This window comes from Spongiibacter sp. UBA1325 (genome assembly GCF_002306875.1).
Taxonomy (GTDB): Bacteria; Pseudomonadota; Gammaproteobacteria; order Pseudomonadales; family Spongiibacteraceae; genus Spongiibacter; species Spongiibacter marinus.
This window is the reverse complement of record NZ_DBTD01000005.1, coordinates 68,000-88,313: the sequence shown is the minus strand read 5'-3', so window position 1 is coordinate 88,313 and position 20,314 is coordinate 68,000. Positions and strand designations below refer to the sequence as shown.

Annotated in this window: 16 protein-coding genes; 10 read left to right on the top strand and 6 right to left on the bottom strand. The window is 55.4% G+C overall.

From position 1 onward, the window contains the following. The first annotated feature begins 47 nt into the window (after positions 1-47). From B3K78_RS05500 to B3K78_RS05490, 3 genes are all read left to right on the top strand, one after another. Entirely contained in the window at positions 48-1,094 is a 1,047-nt protein-coding gene (locus B3K78_RS05500; protein ID WP_286694630.1) for a hypothetical protein, read from the top strand. Between the two features lie 69 nt (positions 1,095-1,163). Next, on the top strand, positions 1,164-3,248 hold the full coding sequence (locus B3K78_RS05495; RefSeq protein ID WP_286694629.1) for a TonB-dependent siderophore receptor: 2,085 nt from the start codon (positions 1,164-1,166) through the stop codon (positions 3,246-3,248). A 1-nt stretch (position 3,249) separates the two neighbouring features. Next, positions 3,250-4,395 carry a PepSY-associated TM helix domain-containing protein gene (locus B3K78_RS05490; protein WP_286694628.1) on the top strand — a complete coding sequence of 382 codons (1,146 nt, stop codon included), beginning with the start codon at positions 3,250-3,252 and terminating at the stop codon, positions 4,393-4,395. Here the strand turns inward: B3K78_RS05490 and B3K78_RS05485 are convergent. Together B3K78_RS05485 and B3K78_RS05480 are read right to left on the bottom strand one after the other, a co-directional pair. Beyond that, positions 4,392-5,702 carry a DEAD/DEAH box helicase gene (locus B3K78_RS05485; RefSeq protein ID WP_204996299.1) on the bottom strand — a complete coding sequence of 437 codons (1,311 nt, stop codon included), beginning with the start codon at positions 5,700-5,702 and terminating at the stop codon, positions 4,392-4,394. The two genes, B3K78_RS05490 and B3K78_RS05485, sit on opposite strands and share 4 nt — an antisense overlap. 225 nt (positions 5,703-5,927) lie before the next feature. Continuing rightward, positions 5,928-7,955: a TonB-dependent receptor domain-containing protein gene (locus tag B3K78_RS05480; RefSeq protein WP_286694627.1), complete on the bottom strand. Its 2,028-nt coding sequence runs from the start codon at positions 7,953-7,955 to the stop codon at positions 5,928-5,930. 453 nt (positions 7,956-8,408) lie between these two features. On the opposite strand from B3K78_RS05480, the gene B3K78_RS05475 reads away from it, so the two are divergent. From B3K78_RS05475 to B3K78_RS05465, 3 genes are all read left to right on the top strand, one after another. Beyond that, the gene (locus B3K78_RS05475; protein WP_286694626.1) at positions 8,409-10,016 is read left to right on the top strand and encodes a PepSY-associated TM helix domain-containing protein; all 1,608 of its coding nucleotides are present in this window, start codon (positions 8,409-8,411) and stop codon (positions 10,014-10,016) included. After that, positions 10,013-10,348: a DUF3325 family protein gene (locus B3K78_RS05470; RefSeq protein ID WP_286694625.1), complete on the top strand. Its 336-nt coding sequence runs from the start codon at positions 10,013-10,015 to the stop codon at positions 10,346-10,348. The genes B3K78_RS05475 and B3K78_RS05470 overlap by 4 nt, the downstream gene beginning before the upstream one ends. 419 nt (positions 10,349-10,767) lie before the next feature. Further along, the gene (locus tag B3K78_RS05465; protein WP_286694624.1) at positions 10,768-12,354 is read left to right on the top strand and encodes a peptide chain release factor 3; all 1,587 of its coding nucleotides are present in this window, start codon (positions 10,768-10,770) and stop codon (positions 12,352-12,354) included. Here B3K78_RS05465 and B3K78_RS05460 read toward each other — a convergent pair. Further along, entirely contained in the window at positions 12,351-12,665 is a 315-nt protein-coding gene (locus B3K78_RS05460) for a hypothetical protein (RefSeq protein WP_286694623.1), read from the bottom strand. The two genes, B3K78_RS05465 and B3K78_RS05460, sit on opposite strands and share 4 nt — an antisense overlap. A gap of 376 nt (positions 12,666-13,041) precedes the next feature. On the opposite strand from B3K78_RS05460, the gene B3K78_RS05455 reads away from it, so the two are divergent. From B3K78_RS05455 to B3K78_RS05445, 3 genes are all read left to right on the top strand, one after another. Next, positions 13,042-13,500 carry a hypothetical protein gene (locus tag B3K78_RS05455; RefSeq protein ID WP_286694622.1) on the top strand — a complete coding sequence of 153 codons (459 nt, stop codon included), beginning with the start codon at positions 13,042-13,044 and terminating at the stop codon, positions 13,498-13,500. Between the two features lie 102 nt (positions 13,501-13,602). Beyond that, positions 13,603-14,325: a 16S rRNA pseudouridine(516) synthase RsuA gene (rsuA, locus tag B3K78_RS05450; RefSeq protein ID WP_286694621.1), complete on the top strand. Its 723-nt coding sequence runs from the start codon at positions 13,603-13,605 to the stop codon at positions 14,323-14,325. Further along, positions 14,318-15,361: a class I SAM-dependent methyltransferase gene (locus B3K78_RS05445; RefSeq protein ID WP_286694620.1), complete on the top strand. Its 1,044-nt coding sequence runs from the start codon at positions 14,318-14,320 to the stop codon at positions 15,359-15,361. The genes rsuA and B3K78_RS05445 overlap by 8 nt, the downstream gene beginning before the upstream one ends. Before the next feature lie 22 nt (positions 15,362-15,383). On the opposite strand, the gene B3K78_RS05440 is transcribed toward B3K78_RS05445, so the two are convergent. Next, positions 15,384-18,041 (bottom strand): AsmA family protein, encoded by a 2,658-nt coding sequence (locus B3K78_RS05440; RefSeq protein ID WP_286694619.1) that lies wholly within the window; start codon positions 18,039-18,041, stop codon positions 15,384-15,386. Positions 18,042-18,155: 114 nt separating this feature from the next. On the opposite strand from B3K78_RS05440, the gene sfsA reads away from it, so the two are divergent. After that, positions 18,156-18,854, top strand: a complete 699-nt coding sequence (gene sfsA, locus B3K78_RS05435) for a DNA/RNA nuclease SfsA (RefSeq protein ID WP_286694618.1) — start codon at positions 18,156-18,158, stop codon at positions 18,852-18,854. On the opposite strand, the gene B3K78_RS05430 is transcribed toward sfsA, so the two are convergent. After that, positions 18,851-19,189: a Rieske (2Fe-2S) protein gene (locus tag B3K78_RS05430; protein ID WP_286694617.1), complete on the bottom strand. Its 339-nt coding sequence runs from the start codon at positions 19,187-19,189 to the stop codon at positions 18,851-18,853. The genes sfsA and B3K78_RS05430 overlap by 4 nt on opposite strands. Then, complete coding sequence (locus tag B3K78_RS05425; RefSeq protein WP_286694616.1) at positions 19,186-20,256, bottom strand: patatin-like phospholipase family protein; 1,071 nt, start codon at positions 20,254-20,256, stop codon at positions 19,186-19,188. The genes B3K78_RS05430 and B3K78_RS05425 overlap by 4 nt, the downstream gene beginning before the upstream one ends. Positions 20,257-20,314 lie beyond the last annotated feature (58 nt).

Below are 20,314 nucleotides of genomic sequence, written 5' to 3'. Positions count from 1 at the left end.
CGGCCTTGGTCGGTCACAGTATTGATCTCGCCAAAAAGGATGCCGCGATGAGTGAGCCAGAAGAATCCGCGAAGAGCCGTCACAGCCGCCAACAGAGTAGCCGCCTGGAAGAGCAGTTGCTGCTGTTGTGGGATCTGTTGGTGATATTGTTAGTGTCGGCCAACCTGCTGCTTATTGTCTTCGATAGCCTGTTTATTTTCGCACCGTTTAACCAGTTTTTAGCTGACGTGTTGCCTGCTTTTCATCAGCGTTACACCGATCAGGTGCATGCAAATTTCCAAACTATCGACTTACTTTTTGTGGCGGTGTTTGTCTTCGACGTTGTTTTGGGCTGGGGCTTGGCAGCGTGGGAGCGCCGCTATGAGCGCTGGTGGTTTTATCCCTTCGTTCACTGGTACGACGTGCTGGGTTGCATACCCCTGGCGGGCTTCCGCTGGCTGAGAATATTGCGGGTGTTTTCGATATTGTTCCGCCTGCAGCGTTTGGGCCTGATCCATGTTCAGCAGTGGCCCGCCTACGGCATCGTGATGCGTTACTACCGCATTTTGATTGAAGAGCTCTCGGACCGCATTGTCGACAATGTGCTCTCCGGCGTTCAGTCTGAACTGCGCAGTGGTGCGTCGGAGCTACCTGACCAAATTTTGCAGAAGGTCATTGCGCCGCGTCGGGAGTCATTGTCATCGGCGCTGGCCGAGCGCATCGGTACAACGGCAAATACCGTTTACGGGCAGCGCCGCCAGGATATTCATCGTTACGTTACCGAACTTGTGCAGCGCACTCTTGCGCACAATGCGGCAGCGCAGCGCCTGGATCGGTTGCCGGGCGTCGGCGATGCCATTATCGAGGCACTGGAGAGTATTCTGGTCAGCGCCAGTTGCGACACCATTGATGAGTTATTTGGCTACGGCGACAACAACGCGGCTCTGGGTGGAGAACTACTGGAGAGCTTGGTGCGCAGTGTTATCGATGACCTCGTCGATGAGCACCGCGCCAGACCGCAAGATTTCGGCCCCGCGCTTGATGAGGTGGTTAGCCTGCTGCGCGCCCAGGTGCGACGCAAGCGCTGGTTGGAGGAAGATGGTTGCAATCAATGATAGAGTTGATAATCAATATCATTTGCAATAGCATGCTGCGCTCTTTCGTTAGATCATGGAGCGTGCAGTATGTCGTCTTGGCGGATTTACACCGGGCCACTGGCCCTGAGCCTTATTTTTAGCCCCCCTATTTTTGCCAATGACCACTTGGAAACCGTCGAGGTATACGGCCAGCGCGATGCCGCGCAGTACGGCCTTAGTGATGGCGAAACGGCTACCCGCCTGGGGTTGTCGGTATTGGAAACCCCCCAATCGCTAAGTGCGATCAGCCGTTCGCAACTCGATGATTTCGCTCTGCACAACCTCAATGACGCGCTGGCCAATCAGGCGACGGTTCAGGTACAAAGTATCGAGACCGATCGTACCTACTACACGGCTCGCGGCTTCGATATCACCAATTTTCAGCGCGACGGCATCGGTTTGCCGCTCAGCTCAGGTAGTGTGTATGGCAGTGTCGACTCGGCGCTCTTCGAACGTATCGACGTGCTGCGCGGTGCCAATGGCTTGATGTCGGGGGCCGGTAATCCCTCGGCCACGATCAACTTAATTCGCAAGCGCCCGAGTGATGGCCTCGCACTCTCGGTGGCCGCGACGCTGGGTTCATGGAACACACGGCGTTTAGAGGTGGATGCTGGTGGCACGCTTGCCGCAGGCACCCGTGGCCGCTTGGTCGCCGCCATTGAAAAAGGCGAGTCGCATTTAGATCGCTACGAAACCTACAATCGCGTTATCTACGGGGTGATTGAACAGGACCTCGCCAGTGCCGGTCGCTTAACCGCGGGGCTTACCATTGAAGACCGCCAGGCAGACAGTCCGCTTTGGGGGGCGCTGCCGATGAACTACAGCGATGGCAGCCAGACAGACTACGACGTGTCGACAAGTACCTCGGCAGATTGGGCGTATTGGGATAATCGCAACCGCAGTGCCTTTGTCGAATGGTCGGTGCCGGTTGCTGAAGACTGGCAGTTTAAAGCGGTGTATCAATACGACGACACCGATAGCGATAGCCACCTGTTTTATATGTATAACTTGCCGGACCGGGCGTCTGAGTCTGGCATGATCGGGTATGCCAGCGAATACACGCTGGATGATCGCCGCCAACAGCTCGATGCCTACTTGCAAGGGCGTTACACGCTGTGGGGGCGTGAACACGACGCTGTTTTCGGCGTTAACTATGCACAGAGTAATATTGAAGATGTTTCCCTGTATGACTACACCAATGGCTTCCCCGCGATAGGCGATTTTTCGCAGTGGCGGGGACGCGCGCCGACGCCGAATTTTGTCGATGGCCGCACGGGCAGCGACTGGCAGGATGTTCAGCAGGCGGCTTACGCCGCGAGCCGTATTCGACTGAGCGAGCAGTTAAGCTTTATTGGTGGCGCCCGGGTGTTGGACTGGCGCAGCAAGGGCGACAGTTACGGGAAGTCGAAGGCGACGCGGGCCAGCGGCAAGATACTGCCCTACAGCGGTGTGGTGTATGAATATGCCGATAATCACAGTGCCTACCTGAGCTATACCGAAACGTTCATGCCCCAGCGCGACCTGGATCGCAATGATGACCGTTTAGACCCCGCCGAAGGGAGCAATACGGAACTGGGCTTAAAGTCGGCCTTCTTTGACCAGCGCCTAACCGTTGCCGTGGCGCTATTCCAAGCCAAACACCAGCACGTTGCCGAGTCGGATGGTTTTGACACAACGCTGGGGCGTAACGTCTATGTTGGTCGCGACTATCAAAGCGAAGGCCTGGAACTGGATGTCTACGGCCAGATCACCGAGGGCCTGTCGGCGAATGTCAGCCTTACCCAACTGCGTATAGAGGATGAAGAGGGCGATACGGCCCGGCGCTTTGTGCCTAAGCGTATTCTTGCTGCGGCGCTGAGCTATCAATTGCCCTGGGCGTCGAAATGGAAGGTGGGTAGTTCCGTGCGATGGCAGGATGATACCCGCCGGGATACCAAAGATGGAATGCGTGTGGAGCAGGAGGCGTATTCCGTTGTGAATGCCTTTGTCAGCTACCAGTATGATGAAACGCTGAGCATCGCCATCAATGGCAATAACCTCGGTGATGAAAAATACCTGAACAGCCTCTATTGGGACCAGGCGTTTTATGCCGCGCCTCGCAACGCGTCGCTGACGGTGCGCTGGAACTACTGACATGAATAAGTGGCTGTTCAAATGGCACAGCTGGTTGGCGCTGGCCGCTTGCCTACCCTTGGTCGTTATCTGTGCGACCGGCAGTGTCCTCGTGTTCAAGCACGAAATTGACCGCCTGCTGATGCCCGAAAAGGTAAGGGTTGAGGTGGCCGGGCCGCGGCAGTCCCTGGATGCATTGCAAACGGTGCTGCACCAAGGTTTGCCGAATCATGAAATCGTCGGCTGGACGCTGTTTGGTGATCCACAGCGTGCCGATCAGGTGTATGTGATTGCGCACGGCAGCCGAGACTGGCTGTATACCCTGATAGATCCCTATCGCGGTGAAATATTGGCGCCAGCGGTGGCCACCGATCACTACCTCAGTGACTGGTTGCTGGAGTTGCACTACACCCTGTTGTTAGACGATGCCGGCATTATTGTGAGTGCGGTGGTGGCGGTCGTGCTGTGCCTGCTTGGTATTAGCGGCCTGATTCTGCATCGCAGGTTTTGGAAAAATCTATTCACCTTGCGCCGCCACGGTCGGCGCATCGTGTACTACAGCGACCTGCACAAATTGAGTGGTGCGCTGGCATCGCCGGTGTTGTTGGTGCTCGGTATTACCGGAGGCTATTGGAATATCGCGCACAGTATCGAGGAATACCAAGAGCATGCCGATGGCCACGAGCATCCGATAGTTGAAGGGCCGATGTACAGTCGCGACCTGTCGCTGGATGCCTTGCTTGCCAAGAGTCAGGCACAGTTGCCCGGCTTTACGGCCCGCTACCTGTCCCTGCCCTGGGAGCCCGGTCGGGCGATCCGCTTCTGGGGTGACGTTGGCTCGGCCAATCCTCTGCTGAGTGAATACGCGAGCAGCGCCGGTTTCAATGCCGATACGGGGGAGGCATTAGCGGCGAGCGACATTCGCACTGCTGGGGTGGGGGCAAAGGTATTGGACAGCTTTCGGCGCCTGCACTTTGGTAACTTCGCCGGGCTGACCAGTCGCGTGATATGGAGTGTGCTGGGGTTGGCGCCGCTACTGTTGGCTTTCACTGGCGGCTATCTGTGGTTGACGCGCCGCGCCAAACGACGCCGCGCCAGCCATAAGCGCCGCAGTAAGCAGCGAGCGGCGGCAGGCGTCTCTACCCGCGCCGCGCTCGGTCGGGATTAGCGGTTTCCATTTGCTGGCCGCGCACTGCGGTTGCCGTCAGCGGCGGGGCGGCGTCGACGCCGTCTCGCTTGCGGTGGGCGCTGTCCGTCCCGGTGCTCCGGGCGGGGTTTGCGGTTTTGCTGTGGCTTACGGCTGCGTCCGGGGCGCGCGTTCAGGCGCGATTCCGGCAATACGTGGCTTGGCTCAAAGCCTTCAATTTCTTCGCGGCGCAGCAGTTGTTTGATCAGGCGTTCAATGTCGCTGAGTTGATCAAATTCGTCGGCGCTCACCAGTGAAACGGCTTGCCCGGCGGCGCCGGCGCGCCCCGTGCGACCAATGCGGTGCACATAATCTTCCGGCACATTCGGCAGGTCAACATTCACAACGTAGGGCAAGTGACTAATGTCCAAACCGCGCGCGGCGATATCGGTGGCCACCAGCGCTTGAATTTTACCGCTTTTAAACTCTGCCAGCGCTTTGGTACGGGCATTCTGGCTCTTGTTGCCGTGAATGGGTGCCGAGGGAATGCCGCGTTCGTCGAGAAAACGGCTGAGTTTATTCGCGCCGTGTTTAGTGCGTGAAAACACCAGCACCTGATGCCAGCCATTCTCTTCGATTAATTTTGCCAGCAGTGCCGGTTTGCGTTTTTTATCGACCGGGCATATCCATTGTTCAACGCGTTCGGCGGTGCTGTTTGGCGGCGTTACCGACACTTCGACCGGATTGTTAACAATGCCCTTGGCAAGCTTGCGAATATCATCAGAGAAAGTCGCAGAAAACATCAAGTTCTGCCGCTTGGCGGGCAGCAGTGCCAGAATTTTGCGAATGTCGTGAATAAAGCCCATGTCCAACATGCGGTCGGCTTCATCCAGCACCAGCACTTCCAGTTCGTCAAAGCGAACAGCATTTTGTTGGTACAAGTCGAGCAGGCGGCCAGGGGTCGCCACCAAAATATCAACGCCTTTGCGCAGCTTCATCATCTGCGGGTTGATTTTTACGCCACCAAAAACCACCGTTGAACGCAGCGGCAGGTTCTTGCCGTACTTGTGAACATTGTCGCCGATCTGGGCGGCGAGTTCGCGAGTCGGCGTTAGAATCAATGTGCGCGCCTGGTTGGAGGACGCGCGCTTTCCTTTCGAGAGTATTTCCAAAATCGGCAGGGTAAAGCCGGCGGTTTTGCCGGTGCCGGTTTGCGCGGCAGCCATGACATCGCGGCCGTCGAGTACGGCGGGAATCGCTTTCGCTTGAATAGGTGAAGGTGTGCTGTAACCGCTATCGGCAACGGCTTCTAGAATCGGGGCCGACAGGCCCAGGGAAGTAAACTGCATAGATCGTCTCAATGTGGAAGGCGCAAGGGCGAGTGGCCGATGCCAGTCGCGCGGGCTTCCTGTATTCAAAACCGCCGATTTTGGCGGCGGGCTAGCTTACGCGATAACGCGGGGCAGCACCAGATAAACGGCTAAAATTTAAACAGTGCAGGCGGGGTGCGCTGGAAATCGACAAGCCCCGCGAATGCGGGGCTAGGGCGTGTCATGGCCAAAAGCCACTTTCGCTTAGAAGCTGTAGCTAACAGACAACCGTATATCTCGCCCAGCCTCCCAGGGCCCGGCAACCAGCTCATAGCCGGGTATCGCTGTATAATCACCAACACTGGAGTGATCGCGATAGTGTTTATCAAGCAGATTGATAACGGCAACGTTAAGGCTTAGTGCCTGAGTTGCTTGCCATTCAGCGAAAATATCAACTGTTGTGTAAGAGTCTTTGCTGAGCTGATACAGCTCGGGCACCCATCCTTCATTAACGTCTTGATAGAGCGTATCCATCTTTAACTCTTCCACGTGGACGATATTTATACCGGTTTTTAGATCCGGCCTAGGTGTGTAGTCCACCCCGAAATTCCACGTATCGCCGCGTGAATTCCCCAAATGCCTGAATTCATAGGCACTGAGTTTTATCGAGCTAAAGTCTTGGGTGTAGTAACCCGCTTTTGGGTCGAACTCGGAGTCAACATCGGAATATCCAGCGAAAATGTTGAAGTTGCCCCAGCGGTAGGCCATATCCAATTCGAATCCGCTGGTTTCTACGGTGCCCGCGTTGTCGTAGAGGTTGCCTGAGTAAAGCTGGTTAAAGATAACGTCTTCAATTTTGGATTCGAAAATCGCTAATTTCACGTTGAGGTTTTCATCCGAATACTCTGCGGAGGCTTCAATATTCGAGACCGTTTCTCCTTTCAGGTCATTGTCAACGGCGACGCCCACACTCGGTTTTTCTATCGTAAAGCCGTCGCCAACTTCTTTGCCGCGATACGCTTCGGCGTAACCTACGCCCAGCACCCAGTGCTCGGTAAGCTCGTAGGATAGGCCCGCATTTAGGCTGATATCTGAATCATCAAACTTACTTGGCTCTCCTGCATCACCGGGTAAAACCTTCTGCTCAAATTCGTAGTCGTCGTAACGAACGCCATAGCTAAGCAATAGCTGGTTTGTTAACTGAGAGTGGGCTTGGGCATAGATTCCAAGTACGTTGCCTTCTTCTCTAGCATTGAGTGGATCGCCGCTGTCAACTTGGTCATCCCGATAGTCCACACCATAAACAAGCCGGTGATCACCCAGTTGGCTGGTATTTCTAACATCAAAACCCGTGCTGCTAATCTCCGTAAACCAATCAAAGCGCCCTCCGGAAAATGATGAGGAGGTGTCGTACAGTGTGGCTTCTACGCTAAGCAGGTTACCTTGGTGCAGGGCGTAGTTTGCAACGTAAGTCTCTCGCTCTGCTTCGCTTGCATAGAGTGTCTCGCCAGGCTGAACATGCCAGTTGGGGCGGGCGCTAAAGTCGGCTTCTTCGTTACGGTTTTCATAACTCAGTGACAGCGACTGATTATCGCTGATACGTCCATTAATCTTGAGGAAGCCCAGGCTCTGGTCAGAGGCGGTTCCCAGAACTTCGTCGCCGTTTCCGTCTTCAAAGTTCTCGCGGTTGGTGTCGTTGTAATAGGCCAGAAATCCCCAGTTTTCAGCCAAGCGGCCGTATAGTGAAATGCTGTATTGATCGCCGTCGTTGGTAAAGTGGCTGGCTTTTACCTTACCCCCGAAGGCGTCACCCGGAGCGAGTAAATCATCAACATTTTTAGTTTTAAATCGAATCGCACCCCCGATGCTGCCGGCGCCCGAAGTTGCTTCTCCAGCACCTGCCTGCACTTCCACTTGTTTTAATAGATCCGGGTCGATGGTGACGCGGCCAATATGGTGAAACAAGGTGGATGTTTGTGGTGCGCCGTCAACCGTAACGTTGACGAAATTGTCTTCTAGGCCGCGGATATAAATCTTTTGCGCTATCCCTAAAGAGCCGCCTACGCTCACAGAGGGTGTGTGTCGAAAAACATCAACTAAGTCTTGCGCTTGATAGGACTGAATCTGGTCAGCGGTAATTAATGCATTGGTTGCCTGGCCTACAACCGCCACGGTTTCGATTGTGGTTTCTTGTTGCGTTTCTGGTTCCTCTTCGGCGAAGGCTGCAGTAGATAGCCCGCTCGCCGCCACAATCAGTGTCGTCAGTGCTTTTGTTCTCTTGGGAATGTACATCTTGACTGGTCCTGCTCTTAAGATATTGATGCAAATGGTAATGTGAATTATACTCATTTGCATCAATGCCGCAAGACAGGCTTCGCGTTAGATTGTTCTGCCCGTCGCGATAGGAGGGGCCTTTTGGGCTTGCTCTTTTTCAGATTTATCTAAGTCTAAGTAATAAATTCAGGTGGTTAGCCAGGTGAGACGATCTCCAACTTCCCTTATGTCGCGAACGGCGGCGGGCCTATTTGGCGGCTTTATTGTTGCGAATGCCGTGGGAGCGGCTCTGGCGAAGATTGCTCCAATGCCTCAAGCCGATGCGGCTGTGATGGCAATGATGCTTGGCTTCCTTATATATGCATTGGCGGCCCTTTGGGCGTTTTCCGCAACATCTGCCGGGGCGGCGTGGCTAGGGTTGTCTGGAGCGGCGTTTGTGTCGCTCTCCATGTGGGGGCTGCTGAGTTTCTGATGAACTTTCGCCACTCAATGACCTGGTTGCATACGTGGACCGGGCTAGCCCTAAGCTGGCTGCTGTATTTCATGTTTATTACTGGTTCAGCCGGGTACTTCGATGAGGAAATTACCCGCTGGATGCAGCCGGAAATCCCTGTTCAGCAATCTGAGTTTGATGCGGATACATTGATCCCGGCAGCACAGCGGCAATTGCAGGAGTTGGCGCCAAGCGCAGATGAGTGGTTTATAGAGCTTCCTCAGGGGCGGCATCCCTATTTTAAATTGTGGTGGCATAACCCCAGGATAGAGGCTGACGAAAAAACCACTGCAAGTCACCCTCCCGGGTGGCATGAACTGACCCTCGACCCAAATACCGGGGCGCCTGTCCACGTCAGGGAAACCGCCGGCGGCGAGTTTTTATATCGCCTGCATTACTCCCTGCACTACATGCCCAAAGAGCTTGCCTATTGGCTTACCAGTATGGCGGCAATGTTTATGCTTGTCGCACTCATCACCGGCGTGGTTATTCATCGCAGAATCTTTGTAGATTTATTCACTTTTCGTCGCGCTAAACGCCATGCCTCCTGGCTGGATATGCACAACCTGCTGGCGGTTCTCCCTCTACCTTTCCATTTAATGATTACCTACAGCGGCCTCATTTTACTGATGTTCACCACTATGATCGCTATTCCAGTATCGAGTTACGGGCCCAATCCGGAAACACTTAAAGCTGTATACGATACGGTCTTTTCAGAGCCTGAATACCAGGAAGCTAGCGGGACGGATGCGGCGACGGTTTCGCTACTGGATGTTTATCAAGAAGAGATAGCCGCGAATGAAGGTATCGCTATCGCCCATATTGGCGTTGAGCACCCTGGTGATGTAAACGCCGTTATCGAGATTTCGAGCATCGCGGAGCGAGGGCTCGAAGGCAGGAACGAGAGTTTGTATCGGGGCCTGGATGGTTCGCCCTTTGACGCACCTGAAAATCACAACAAGCAATCCGCTGTTGTAGCGTTTTATAAGGCGATGGAGAAATTGCACGAAGGCTTGTTTGCTTCCAGTTTCTTGCGCTGGATGTATTTTCTATCCGGGTTAATGGGGGCGGGAATGATAGCAACTGGCGCCATTTTCTGGGCGGTAAAGCGGCGTTATAGCCATAGCAAAGCGGGCCTAAATCCTCGGGGACTTGAACTGGTAGAGGGCCTGAATATCGGGACTGTGGTGGGGTTGCCGATCGCTATTGCCGCTTACTTTTGGGCCAATAGGTTGATACCTGTCTCTCTTGAAACAAGGGGTAATTGGGAGGGGCATTGCCTGTTTTTAGTCTGGCTTGCCATGCTGATACATCCGTTTGTCAGGCGAGGAAAAATCACCACAAGAGAAGCTTGGCTTGAACAACTTAACCTGGCTGCAGCTATTTATATGCTGATCCCCGTCGTTAATATTGCCACGTCAGACCACCATGTATTGGTCGCGCTGAAACATGGAGATTGGATTTTAGTGGGGTTTGATTTAGCTATGGTCGGTATTGCTCTCGGGTTTGCTTCTGCTTCGATGATAGTGAGCAGAAAGCACCGTGAAGCGATAACGTTAACGGCGGGAAGTAGGGCGGGGGTATGACTTTCCTTGCCAGTTTATTCTGCCTGCTTGGAGTGATCGTTTTAAGCCTTTCGAAAAAACGGCTGCGTAAAGATGGTTTACCACGGTATAAGGCGCTCACCTTGGCTGAGGTGCGCAGCCTCATCGTTATTGGTCTAAGCCTGCTGTTAACGTCGCTGGTAATTTTCATACGGACTAAAGGGCTTGGCTTGGGGCTGACGTATGCTTTTGGCTGGTTCGCAATGTCAGGTCTGTCACTTACCGTTTTGCTGAGTTATGTGCCACGTGTGTGCCTTTGGCTTCTTAGTGGGACGCTGCTTTTATTGCCCGTGAGCATTGTTTTCGTCATCTGATTGGGCGTCACTGGTTTTCCCTATCGCTAAGCGGTTGTATATGCGCTATGCAGGTAACGCCGGATAATACGGTCGAGGCGATTACCGTCGCGCATGCCCCCCGATCTTTCTATTTGTTTAAGCTGAAGCAGTTGCGCTGGATGCGTGCTTGCTTTGGCCGGCTAAATACCTTTCTCTGGCGTGGGCCGATCTTGCAGGCTCCCCGGCTGAGAGGGCGGTTATATGTCAATAGCCGGTTTTAGCGGGTATAATTTGGCCACTCATCTAGGGTGTGGAAGATACCACAGTCGCGAATGGTTCCATGCTCTCTCGCCAAGGCGAGTCGTAAAGGGTTTAAGCCGAGCTTGAACCCTTTTTTGATGGGGCGGTAACCGTCCGCCCCGCCCCAGACTTCTGTATAAAAATTTCGGACCGAGCCCATGTCAGAGCAGTCGCTAGATCAGCAAATCGCCAAGCGTCGCACCTTTGCGATTATTTCCCACCCCGATGCCGGTAAAACCACCATCACTGAGAAGTTGATTCTGCTCGGCCAACTGATCCAGGTCGCCGGTACGGTTAAAGGTAAAAAGAACGACAAATCGGCCACCTCTGACTGGATGAGCTTGGAAAAGGAGCGCGGCATTTCGGTAACTTCATCAGTGATGCAGTTCCCTTATCGGGACCGCATCGTCAATTTGCTGGACACCCCGGGGCACGAGGATTTCTCAGAGGATACCTACCGCACGCTGACCGCGGTGGATTCCGCGCTGATGGTGATCGATGGTGCCAAGGGTGTTGAGGACCGCACCATTAAGTTGATGAACGTGTGCCGCCTGCGAGATACGCCCATCCTCAGCTTTGTTAACAAGATGGACCGCGATATTCGCGACCCAATAGAGCTGCTCGATGAAATCGAAAGCGTGCTGGGGATCGAGGCCGCGCCGATCAACTGGCCCATCGGCATGGGAAGTGAGTTCAAGGGGGTATACAACCTCTACACCGATACCATCCATGTTTTTCAGCCTGGCAAGGGCAGTGTTATTGCTGAAGATATTCGTATCGACGGGCTTGAGAGCGACGCCGCCCGAGAGCTGTTGGGCGATGAGTATGAGGATTATCTCGACGAAATCGAGCTGGTGCGCGGCGCCAGCCACGAGTTTGACCACGACGCCTATCTGGCGGGTAAGCTGACTCCGGTGTATTTCGGTACCGCGCTGTCGAATTTTGGGGTGCGGGAAATGCTGGATGGCTTTGTGGAGTGGGCGCCTGAGCCATTGAATCGCAAGACCGACCAGCGCGAAGTCGATGCCGGTGAAAAGGACTTTAGTGGCTTTGTTTTTAAAATTCAGGCCAATATGGACCCGAAACACCGCGACCGCATTGCCTTTATGCGCATCTGCTCAGGCACTTACAGCAAGGGTATGAAGATGCGCCATGTGCGCCTCGGTAAAGACGTAAAAATCGCCGATGCGGTGAGCTTTCTTGCCGGCGACCGCTCCCTGGTGCAGGAGGCGGTTTCTGGCGATATCATCGGCCTGCACAACCACGGCACTATTCAGATCGGCGATACGTTTACCGGCGGTGAAGAGCTGAAATTTACCGGCATTCCCCACTTTGCGCCTGAGCTGTTTCGCCGCATCCGGCTGCGTGATCCGATGAAGTCCAAGCAACTGCAAAAGGGCCTTCAACAATTGTCTGAGGAAGGCTCTACCCAGGTGTTTATGCCTCAGCGCAACAGTGACTTGATCGTCGGGGCAGTTGGGGTGCTGCAGTTTGATGTGGTCGCCTACCGACTCAAGGACGAATATAAGGTTGAGGCGATCTACGAGCCGATCAACGTGTATACCGCTCGCTGGGTAGATTGCGACGATCCCAAAGCCTTTGACGAGTTCAAGCGCAAATGCGCCGAGAACCTCGCCATTGATGGTGGTGGCCACCTCACCTACCTTGCCCCGACAAGGGTAAACCTGTCATTAACTGAAGAGCGCCACCCGAAAGTCCGCTTCCGCGCGACCAGGGAACACTAGCGACAGGCGTCGGCGGCCTTTTGATAGGCCGCCATCAGCGACTGGCGGCCGCTCAAGCCGTTCTCGGTGCTGCGCATGGCGTTGATTTCTCCCAGGCCAATCTCTCCGCTCTCTGTCATCGCTGAAACAATGCAATTGGCTTGGCGGCGAGTCATACCGGGGGAGGCTGAAATAAATTTGCTGGCGGCAGAGTCGAAGAATCGCTTGCCGGTAAGTGGCTCGTCATTAGTATCGGCAGAATTACTGCCCGAGCAGGCCAAGAGTGAAAGGTTAACGCCGAGCGCTAATAGGTAAGGTCTGGCTAGTTGCATTGAGAACTCCTTCCTTGGTGTTCTTGTCTTCTTTTGCAATCACCCTAGTAAGATAGGGGTATTCCCAAAATTTGGCAATTGCACTTGCCGCGCAATACTCGCTTCGCCCGGTTTGTTTTCTGTGAGTCAGTGTTCATATTCCATTCAGCTAGGTGGTGTAAGCTGCGTTTGCGGTGGCGTTTTGCGCTGCCGGACAATACAGCTTGGATTTAGTTGCGGTGAATATTGCTGCTCAGGGCGCTTGAGTTCTTTGCCGCCAAATCTAGACTGTGAAAGTGGTAGATCACCCATCGACTTGGGTGAGCGCTGAAAACGACCCTAGGGTCGTGGTGCGTAACAATACGAAAAATCAAATACCAATATCTGGGGATACATTATGTCGATTAAACACTGTGTTATTGCTGCCACCGTGATGTTTAGCAGCACTGTGGCTTTGGCTGACGACGATCGCGGTTTCTTTGGGCGCTTGTTTGGCGGCTCTAGCGAAGCGAGTGTTGAGGCAAATGCCGAAGTAAATGCCAGCGCTTCAGCAGAAGAAGCGAACCAGTACGGCAAAGACAAAAGCGCTGAAATGAAGGCGAAAGCTGATGAGAAGCGTGCGGAAATGGAAGCCAAGCGCGAGGCAAAGCGCGCAGAAATGGAAGCAAAGAAAGCTGAGATGGAAGCCAAGCGCGCCGAGCGTGATGCCAAAGCTGAGCAAGAAGCCCAGGCACGTGCTGAAGCCCGAGCTGAAGCAAAAGCCGATGCAAAGGCGAAAGCGGATGATGCCAAGAAAGCGATTAAGGGCCTGGGTAATATTCGTGTGAACGCCAATGTAGAGGCGGGCGCCGAGTAAGTAGCGGCGGGCGTCTAAACTAGACGCTGCATATCGCGTTTAAGCATGTAAAATACGAAAGGGGCGCAAGCCCCTTTTTTGTGCCTGAACAGGATATATTGGGTGTCTTCCAGTAAAACCATCCGCCTAGACCGCTTTTTGGCAACGGTGACTGACTATTCTCGCAGTGATGCCAAGCGCCTAATTAAAGCCGGTGAGGTCAGTCTCGACGGCTCGCTATTGACCGATCCGCGAGCAGCGGTCGCCGAGGATGCCGATATCCGTCTGCGCGGGCAGCCACTGCGCAGTGCTCAGCCACGTTATTTTATGCTCAATAAACCGCAGGACTATGTTTGCGCAGCCCGCGATCGCAGGCATTTAACGGTACTGGATTTGCTCGATGAAGATAATCCCGAGAAGCTGCACGTTGCCGGTCGCTTGGATATAGATACCACTGGTCTGGTGTTGCTGACTGACGATGGCAATTGGTCTCACGCCGTTACCTCGCCCAAGCAGCAGTGTTGGAAGCGATACTGGCTGCGCACGGCCGAGCCCATAGCCGAGGCGGCGATAGCAAAGTTCGCGAAAGGTATTTTCCTGAAAGACGACAAGCAGCGTACCTTACCTGCCGAGCTGGAAATTCTCGCCAGCTGCGAAGCGCGCCTGCGTATTTGCGAGGGGCGTTACCATCAGGTTAAACGCATGTTTGGCGCGCTGGGAAATGCCGTTATCGAGCTGCATCGCGAGGCGATTGGGGATATTGAGCTCGATGAAACCCTGGAAGAGGGCGAGTACCGCCCGCTAACCGCTGAGGAGCGCGCAAGCGTGATGACACCACATGAATGATGGGCCGCTGCAACAGCTCTATGACCGCCTGCCCGAACTCGCGGGCCCGGTTTGGTGGTTTGCCGACGAGCAGGTCTCGGGAGAGCTGCCGGCCGCGCGGAGCGACTGTCACGTTTTCAGTAACCGCTGCGATACCGCCCAGGCGCTCTCTGCCGGGGGATTTTCCGTGTCGTTGGGCGACTTTGACGTGCCTGCAACGCTTGAGGCACCGCCGCAGACTATTGTGTACCGCGTGTCGAAAGAAAGGCCGCTGGTCAACATGTTAATCAACGTCGCGATGTCAGCGCTCCCGGTTGGGGGGCGCCTGCTGCTTAGCGGCTACAAGAATGATGGTGTGAAAGGCTACGCTGACAAAGCTGGCAAGGTATTCGATGCCTCGCGCCACATCGAAAAGTGCGACGCCGGTGCCTATGTTGCCACCCTGACCAAGCAGGGTGACAGCGATGCGAGGTTGCCAGATAAAGACTACCGGCAACTGCGGCTGATCCACGAGTCGCCGGCTATGTACAGCAAGCCGGGTATCTACGGCTGGCAGAAAATCGATCGCGGCAGCGCTCTGCTAATTGAGCAACTATCCGACGTGTTGGCGTCAACGGCGCGTGCCCCCAAACGGCTGGCTGACCTTGGTTGCGGCTATGGCTATCTCAGTATTATGGCCGCCCAACAACTTCCTGACTGCCAATGGTTGATGACCGACAACAATGCCACAGCGCTACTCGCCTGCGAGAAAAATGCGAAAGTGCACGGTCTGACTGCAGACATCCAACTGGCCGATTGTGCCGATGGCCTCAGTGGGCCGGTGGATTTAGTGCTGTGTAACCCACCGTTTCATCAGGGCTTTGCTATTGAAGGCGGCCTGATTAAGCGATTCCTAAAGGCCGCTGCGCGCTTGCTCAAGCGTAACGGCGAAGCGCTGTTTGTGGTTAACCAGTTTATTCCCCTGCCGCGCTATGCCGCAGCGTTGTTCGCTGAGCATGAGCTGCTCTGCGAACAGGATGGCTTTCGGGTGTACCGCTTAAAGAAAATGGCTGACTAACCCGCCCAGGGTTCGGGCTCTCTTAGGTCTTGGGCTGAGTCACTTGTTCTGTGCTGGCCGGTGCGGCGGGGTTGTCAGCAGGTTGCAGTAACTCCGGAGGTAGTTCGTCAGCGCTGGGAATTTCTTCCAAGGCGCCATCACAGGCACTCCCCGAATACAGCGCGCGCTTCATTAAACCCTGCGCGACCAGCGACAGACCGCCTGTGTAAATGGCCGCACCAGTAGAGAGACCCGAGGTAAACATACCACCGGGGTCGGCCTCCACGCGCGGTTTGCTGAAGCTGCCTCCCAGTCGCACCAAGCCGGCGGCGGCGCCAACATTAATGCCAACGCCCTTGCGAGCGATGGGCGAAATACCGAACCGCAACTCTTCGTTGGCAAAATCGATATGGCCTGTACCGATAATCTTACTGGCCTCGGTTTCCAGAGCGATGCCGTCGTTGCTAATGAATTTGCCGTCATTGCCTTTAAAGTGCACGGCCAGACACTCGATCTGTGTGGTGCTGCGTTTTTCCCGAAAGGGATTGAGCTTGTTAAACGTTTCAGTGAGCACGTCGCTACCGATCAGGTTCAGCGCATTGCCCTTGGCCTCCAGGTCGGTAATTTTGATATCGACCTGGCCGTTGAGGGAGGCGGCCAGGTCAGCAGGGCTGTTTCCGCTGGCGCGCAGATTAAGGCGTATATCGCCAGTACCACCGCGGATGCCCGCCGCTTTTTCTAAGCCGAGCTTGCCGTAGTCGCTACCGTCAACACGGATTTCACTGCGCAGTTGCGGGCGCTCGCCATTGGCGTCCAACCGCGCGGAAAGCTGGGCTTCACCGCCGTTGGTGAGAATGCGACTGTCGCTGAGAGTCAGCACACCTTTCTTCACGCTGGGCGCGAGAGAGGCTCGCTTAATGTAGGTGTAGCCGGTGTCGACATCTTGAAGATCAATGTTTAGCTGGCCTTCGAATTTATGCAGAGCATCAAAGGCGATGGGGTCTTTACTCAGCAATTTTTTGCTGCGCGGACGCGGCGTGCTGGTTTGCGTAGAAGCGCTTTCATTAGCGGGCGAAGTGAAGGCCATCGAGAGGTTTTTAAGGGTTAATTGGCCGTCTAGGTGGCCGTACTCCAAGGCCTCCGGCGTTTTGTATTCCAGCGTTACATCGGCCTGTTGCTCACCCAGTGAGGCGGAACTGTTTACCGTGTAGCCTTGCGCCTCACTGGCGAACTCCCCGGTTAGTTCCAGCGCGCCGGCTTCTTGCCAGGGCAGCTGTGCCAGTGCCCAAAGGTGTGCGCTTTGTGGCGCTTGCGCGCGGATCTTTAGCGCGTTGCCAGCCTTGCCGTTGAGGTTAACGTCACCTTCTATATCGATGTTTACGCCGCGCTCGCTTAGTGCCAGTTTTAAGCGGGCATCAGCGCCTTCGCTCTGCGGTGCCAATGGCGTCAGGCGCAATTCCCCCGTTAAGTCGTTTAGCTGACGTTGGCTGGCCGCCTCACTTACCGTGGCAATACTAAAGTCCGCGGACAGCTGCTCGCCCGTTGTGGCGGTGACCTTCAGTGCATCCAGTTGCCAGCCGCTGGCGAGCAGTCGCTCAACCGCGAGTGTTGCTTTCATTTCTGGTTTGCTCAACCACTGCCAGTCCATCGCGGTCTCAGCTGGTTCTGCTGTCGTATCGGCCTGTGTTGACTCCTGCGGGGCGGGCGCGAAAATTTCCTGCAGTGCATCGACATTCAATGCGGGGCTGCTCAGCGTGGCGTCGACCTGCGAAAAATCAGTGGCGATGGTCAGTGTGCCAGACAGGGTGTTGTCGCCAAGGGCCAGGGTGGTGTCGCTGAGCTGGTAGCCATTGTCGATGACTAAGGTTGTGGCTAGGCGGCTTTCGGGTAGCGCAGGTGCTTGCTCCAAACCTGCCATGGTTGCCAGTGCCTCCAGGCGCTGCAAGGCGAGGGATAGATCTATGCGGCTGCCGGATAGGTTGGGGCTTAGTGATAGACGGCCCTGGCTTTTAAGTTGGGCGTCTTCATGTTCGATGGCGAGTTGATAGTCCAGCACACCGGCACTGGGATCAAACAACACGATATCCCCGCTCACCAAAAAATGGTGCTGGGCATAGGCCAGCTCCAATGAGAGGTGACCGTTCGCTGTTTCACTGCGCTCACCTCTCACCTCGGGCAGGTCGATGTGATAGCGCTCGCCGTCGGCGCGCAGAATATGAATATGGCTGTCTAGCAGGACAATTTCCTGAAAATTAAAATCGCCCGGTAATTGCACGGGAGCAGGGGCAGAGGGCTCAGTATCTGGCGGAGGGGTTTCGCCGTTGCCACGCAGTTTGCTGGTCAGCCAGTTGAGTTCGCCCTCGCGGTTGTGCTCCAGATTAACGGTGAGCCCTTCACTGTGCAGCGACCAGAAGGCGCCGTCGTCAAAGGGGGAGGCGATAAGCTTCAGCGACAAGGAGTCTAGGCGTAACAGTGTTGGCTCGGGCCAGTCGGGATTGCGAAGCTCCAGTCCCTTCAGCTCCAGCCGCAGTGGGCTGCGGTGGGAACTGAGCGACTCGAAGGTGATGTCGAGGCCGGCAAAACGCTGGCCGCCCGTCGCGATTGCGCCCTGCAGAAGCTGTGGCTGAATGACAATGGCGGTGATGCCAATGATGATGAGTAGCAGTAAAACACTGACGCTAAGCAACAATTTTTTTAACATTGTGCGCTGGGCTGCCCCTGATTAACAATCTTAGTGGGTAGTGTGAGAGCTTCAGGATAGATGTGCAACGTCGATCACGTCGCTGAGAAAACAAAATGAAAAGGGTGCCCGTTTATGCAATGGCCGTCTCCTCTAACTCCCGCTGTACTGCTTCGTCGCTATAAGCGATTTCTCGCCGATGTGCGCCTGGAGTGCGGCACCGAGTTGACCGTACACTGCCCCAACACCGGTGCCATGACCGGTTGCGATACGCCCGGTAGTCGCGTGTGGTTGAGTTACAGCGACAACCCCAAGCGTAAGTATGCCTACACCTGGCAGTTGGTAGAGGTAGACGGTAACAAGGTGTGTATCCACTCGGCCTTGGCCAATAAGCTGGTGGCCGAGGCCTTGGATGAACAAGTGATAACAGAGCTTGCTGGGTGTTCAGGCTATCAAACTGAGCTGCGTTTGCCCGACGGCAGTCGCATCGACTTCGTCCTGGAGACAGCAAGTGGTCCCTGTAATGTGGAGGTTAAATCGGTAACCCTGTTAAGCGAGGACGGGGGCGGTCGTTTTCCCGATGCAGTGAGCACGCGGGCGCGTCGTCACATTCGCGGCTTGCGTGAACACGTGGCCGCGGGCGGGCAAGCGGTGCTGCTTTTTGCGGTGTTGCACGAGGGGATTAACGCGGTGGCAGCTGCGGCGGATATCGACCCTGCCTATGCGCGCGAATTGGCTGAAGCTCAGCGCGATGGCGTGCAACTGCTGGCATATCGCGCGCAGATTGATGAGCAGGGGATGCGCCTGCAATCATCGCTGCCAGTGACGGCTTAGGGCTCCTGCTCGGCGAGTAATTCGTCGAGTAATAGCTCGCCATTTTCTACTCGGCAGCGCAGTGCCTGCAACGATTGACCCAAGCAGGGACCGGAGACGCATTCACCAGACTCGATAATAAACAGCGCGCCGTGGGTCGCGCATTGGATCAGCGTTTCTTCCACGTCGAGGAATTGGTCTTCCTGCCAGTGCAGCTCAATGCCGAGGTGGGGGCAGCGATTGCGATACAGGTAAACCCCGCCATTACTGCGGACTGCAAACAGTGAGTGACCTTGATAGTTCAGGCCTTTGGAGCCGGGCTCGGGGATCTCGTCAAGGCGGCAAAGTACGGTCACAGTTCCTGGTCTCCGGCGGGGGCGGTCTGGACAAGTCGGTCATCACCTTCGCTATTAAAGGCGTGGCGTATCGCGGGCAGCATGCGATCCACGGCGTCGCGACCCTCGGCAATGGCCTCGGCGGCGTCGCCAAAGTCCAGCAGGCCGATGTGTCCCAGGCGCGGCCACAGCATAATATCCGCCGGTTCGCCGGCCAGGCGAGAGCGGGTAATGCGGTCCTGCATAATATTGATCGAGCTCATCATCACGCTGAGGGTGCCGGGCGCTTCTGGCTTTTTCTCGCTGGGGCTGCGCCAGTTGCTGGCCGCTTCTTTTACGCTGCTGGCAAAGCGGCTGAACGCGGCGGCGAGTTGCGATTCTTCGTCGCCCCCTCCGTCAGTATCCGGGCCGATAGCGGGGTGATCCTCCTCGGCCTCCTCCTCTTCGGCGATCTCCTCTTTGCGCTGTTGCTCGTTGTCGGGCGCGCGAGCATCTCGCTCAATTTTGCGGCGGCCAACTAAGTCGCTGTTCAGGTCAACGCCAATGGTGATGTCGGCACCGAGGGCGCGGCACACCGACACCGGAACGGGGTTTACCAAGCCGCCGTCCACAAGCCAGGAGTCGCGGTGAGCCACCGGCGTTAATACACCGGGCACCGCCATTGATGCGCGTACGGCCTCCCACAGCGGGCCGCGCTGCAGCCACACTTCTCGGCCGCGTTGGAGGTCTGTTGCGACGGCGGCAAAGGGCAGCGATAAGTCTTCGATATTGGGGTTGCCGTATTCACTGATGAAGTAGTCGATCAGTCGTGTCGCGTGAGCCACACCGCCTGCGGCTGTCAGGCTAACACTCATGTAGTGGAAAACCTGGGCGCTGCTCAGTGTTTGAATCCAGGCTGAAAAATCGTCCAGGTGTTCAGTGAGATAGCAGGCGGCAATCACCGAGCCAATGGAAGTGCCGACAATAATATCGGGCTTGATGCCCAGTTCTCCCAGGCGTTGAATAACGCCAATATGTGCCATGCCTCGGGCAGAGCCACTGCCCAGTGCTAACGCGATTTTTTTGTGGTCGGCGGTGTGAGCTTCCACAGTATTTTTGCTCCTGGTTTCGCCACTGAGTTGATGGCGTTACTATGATGCCATGACT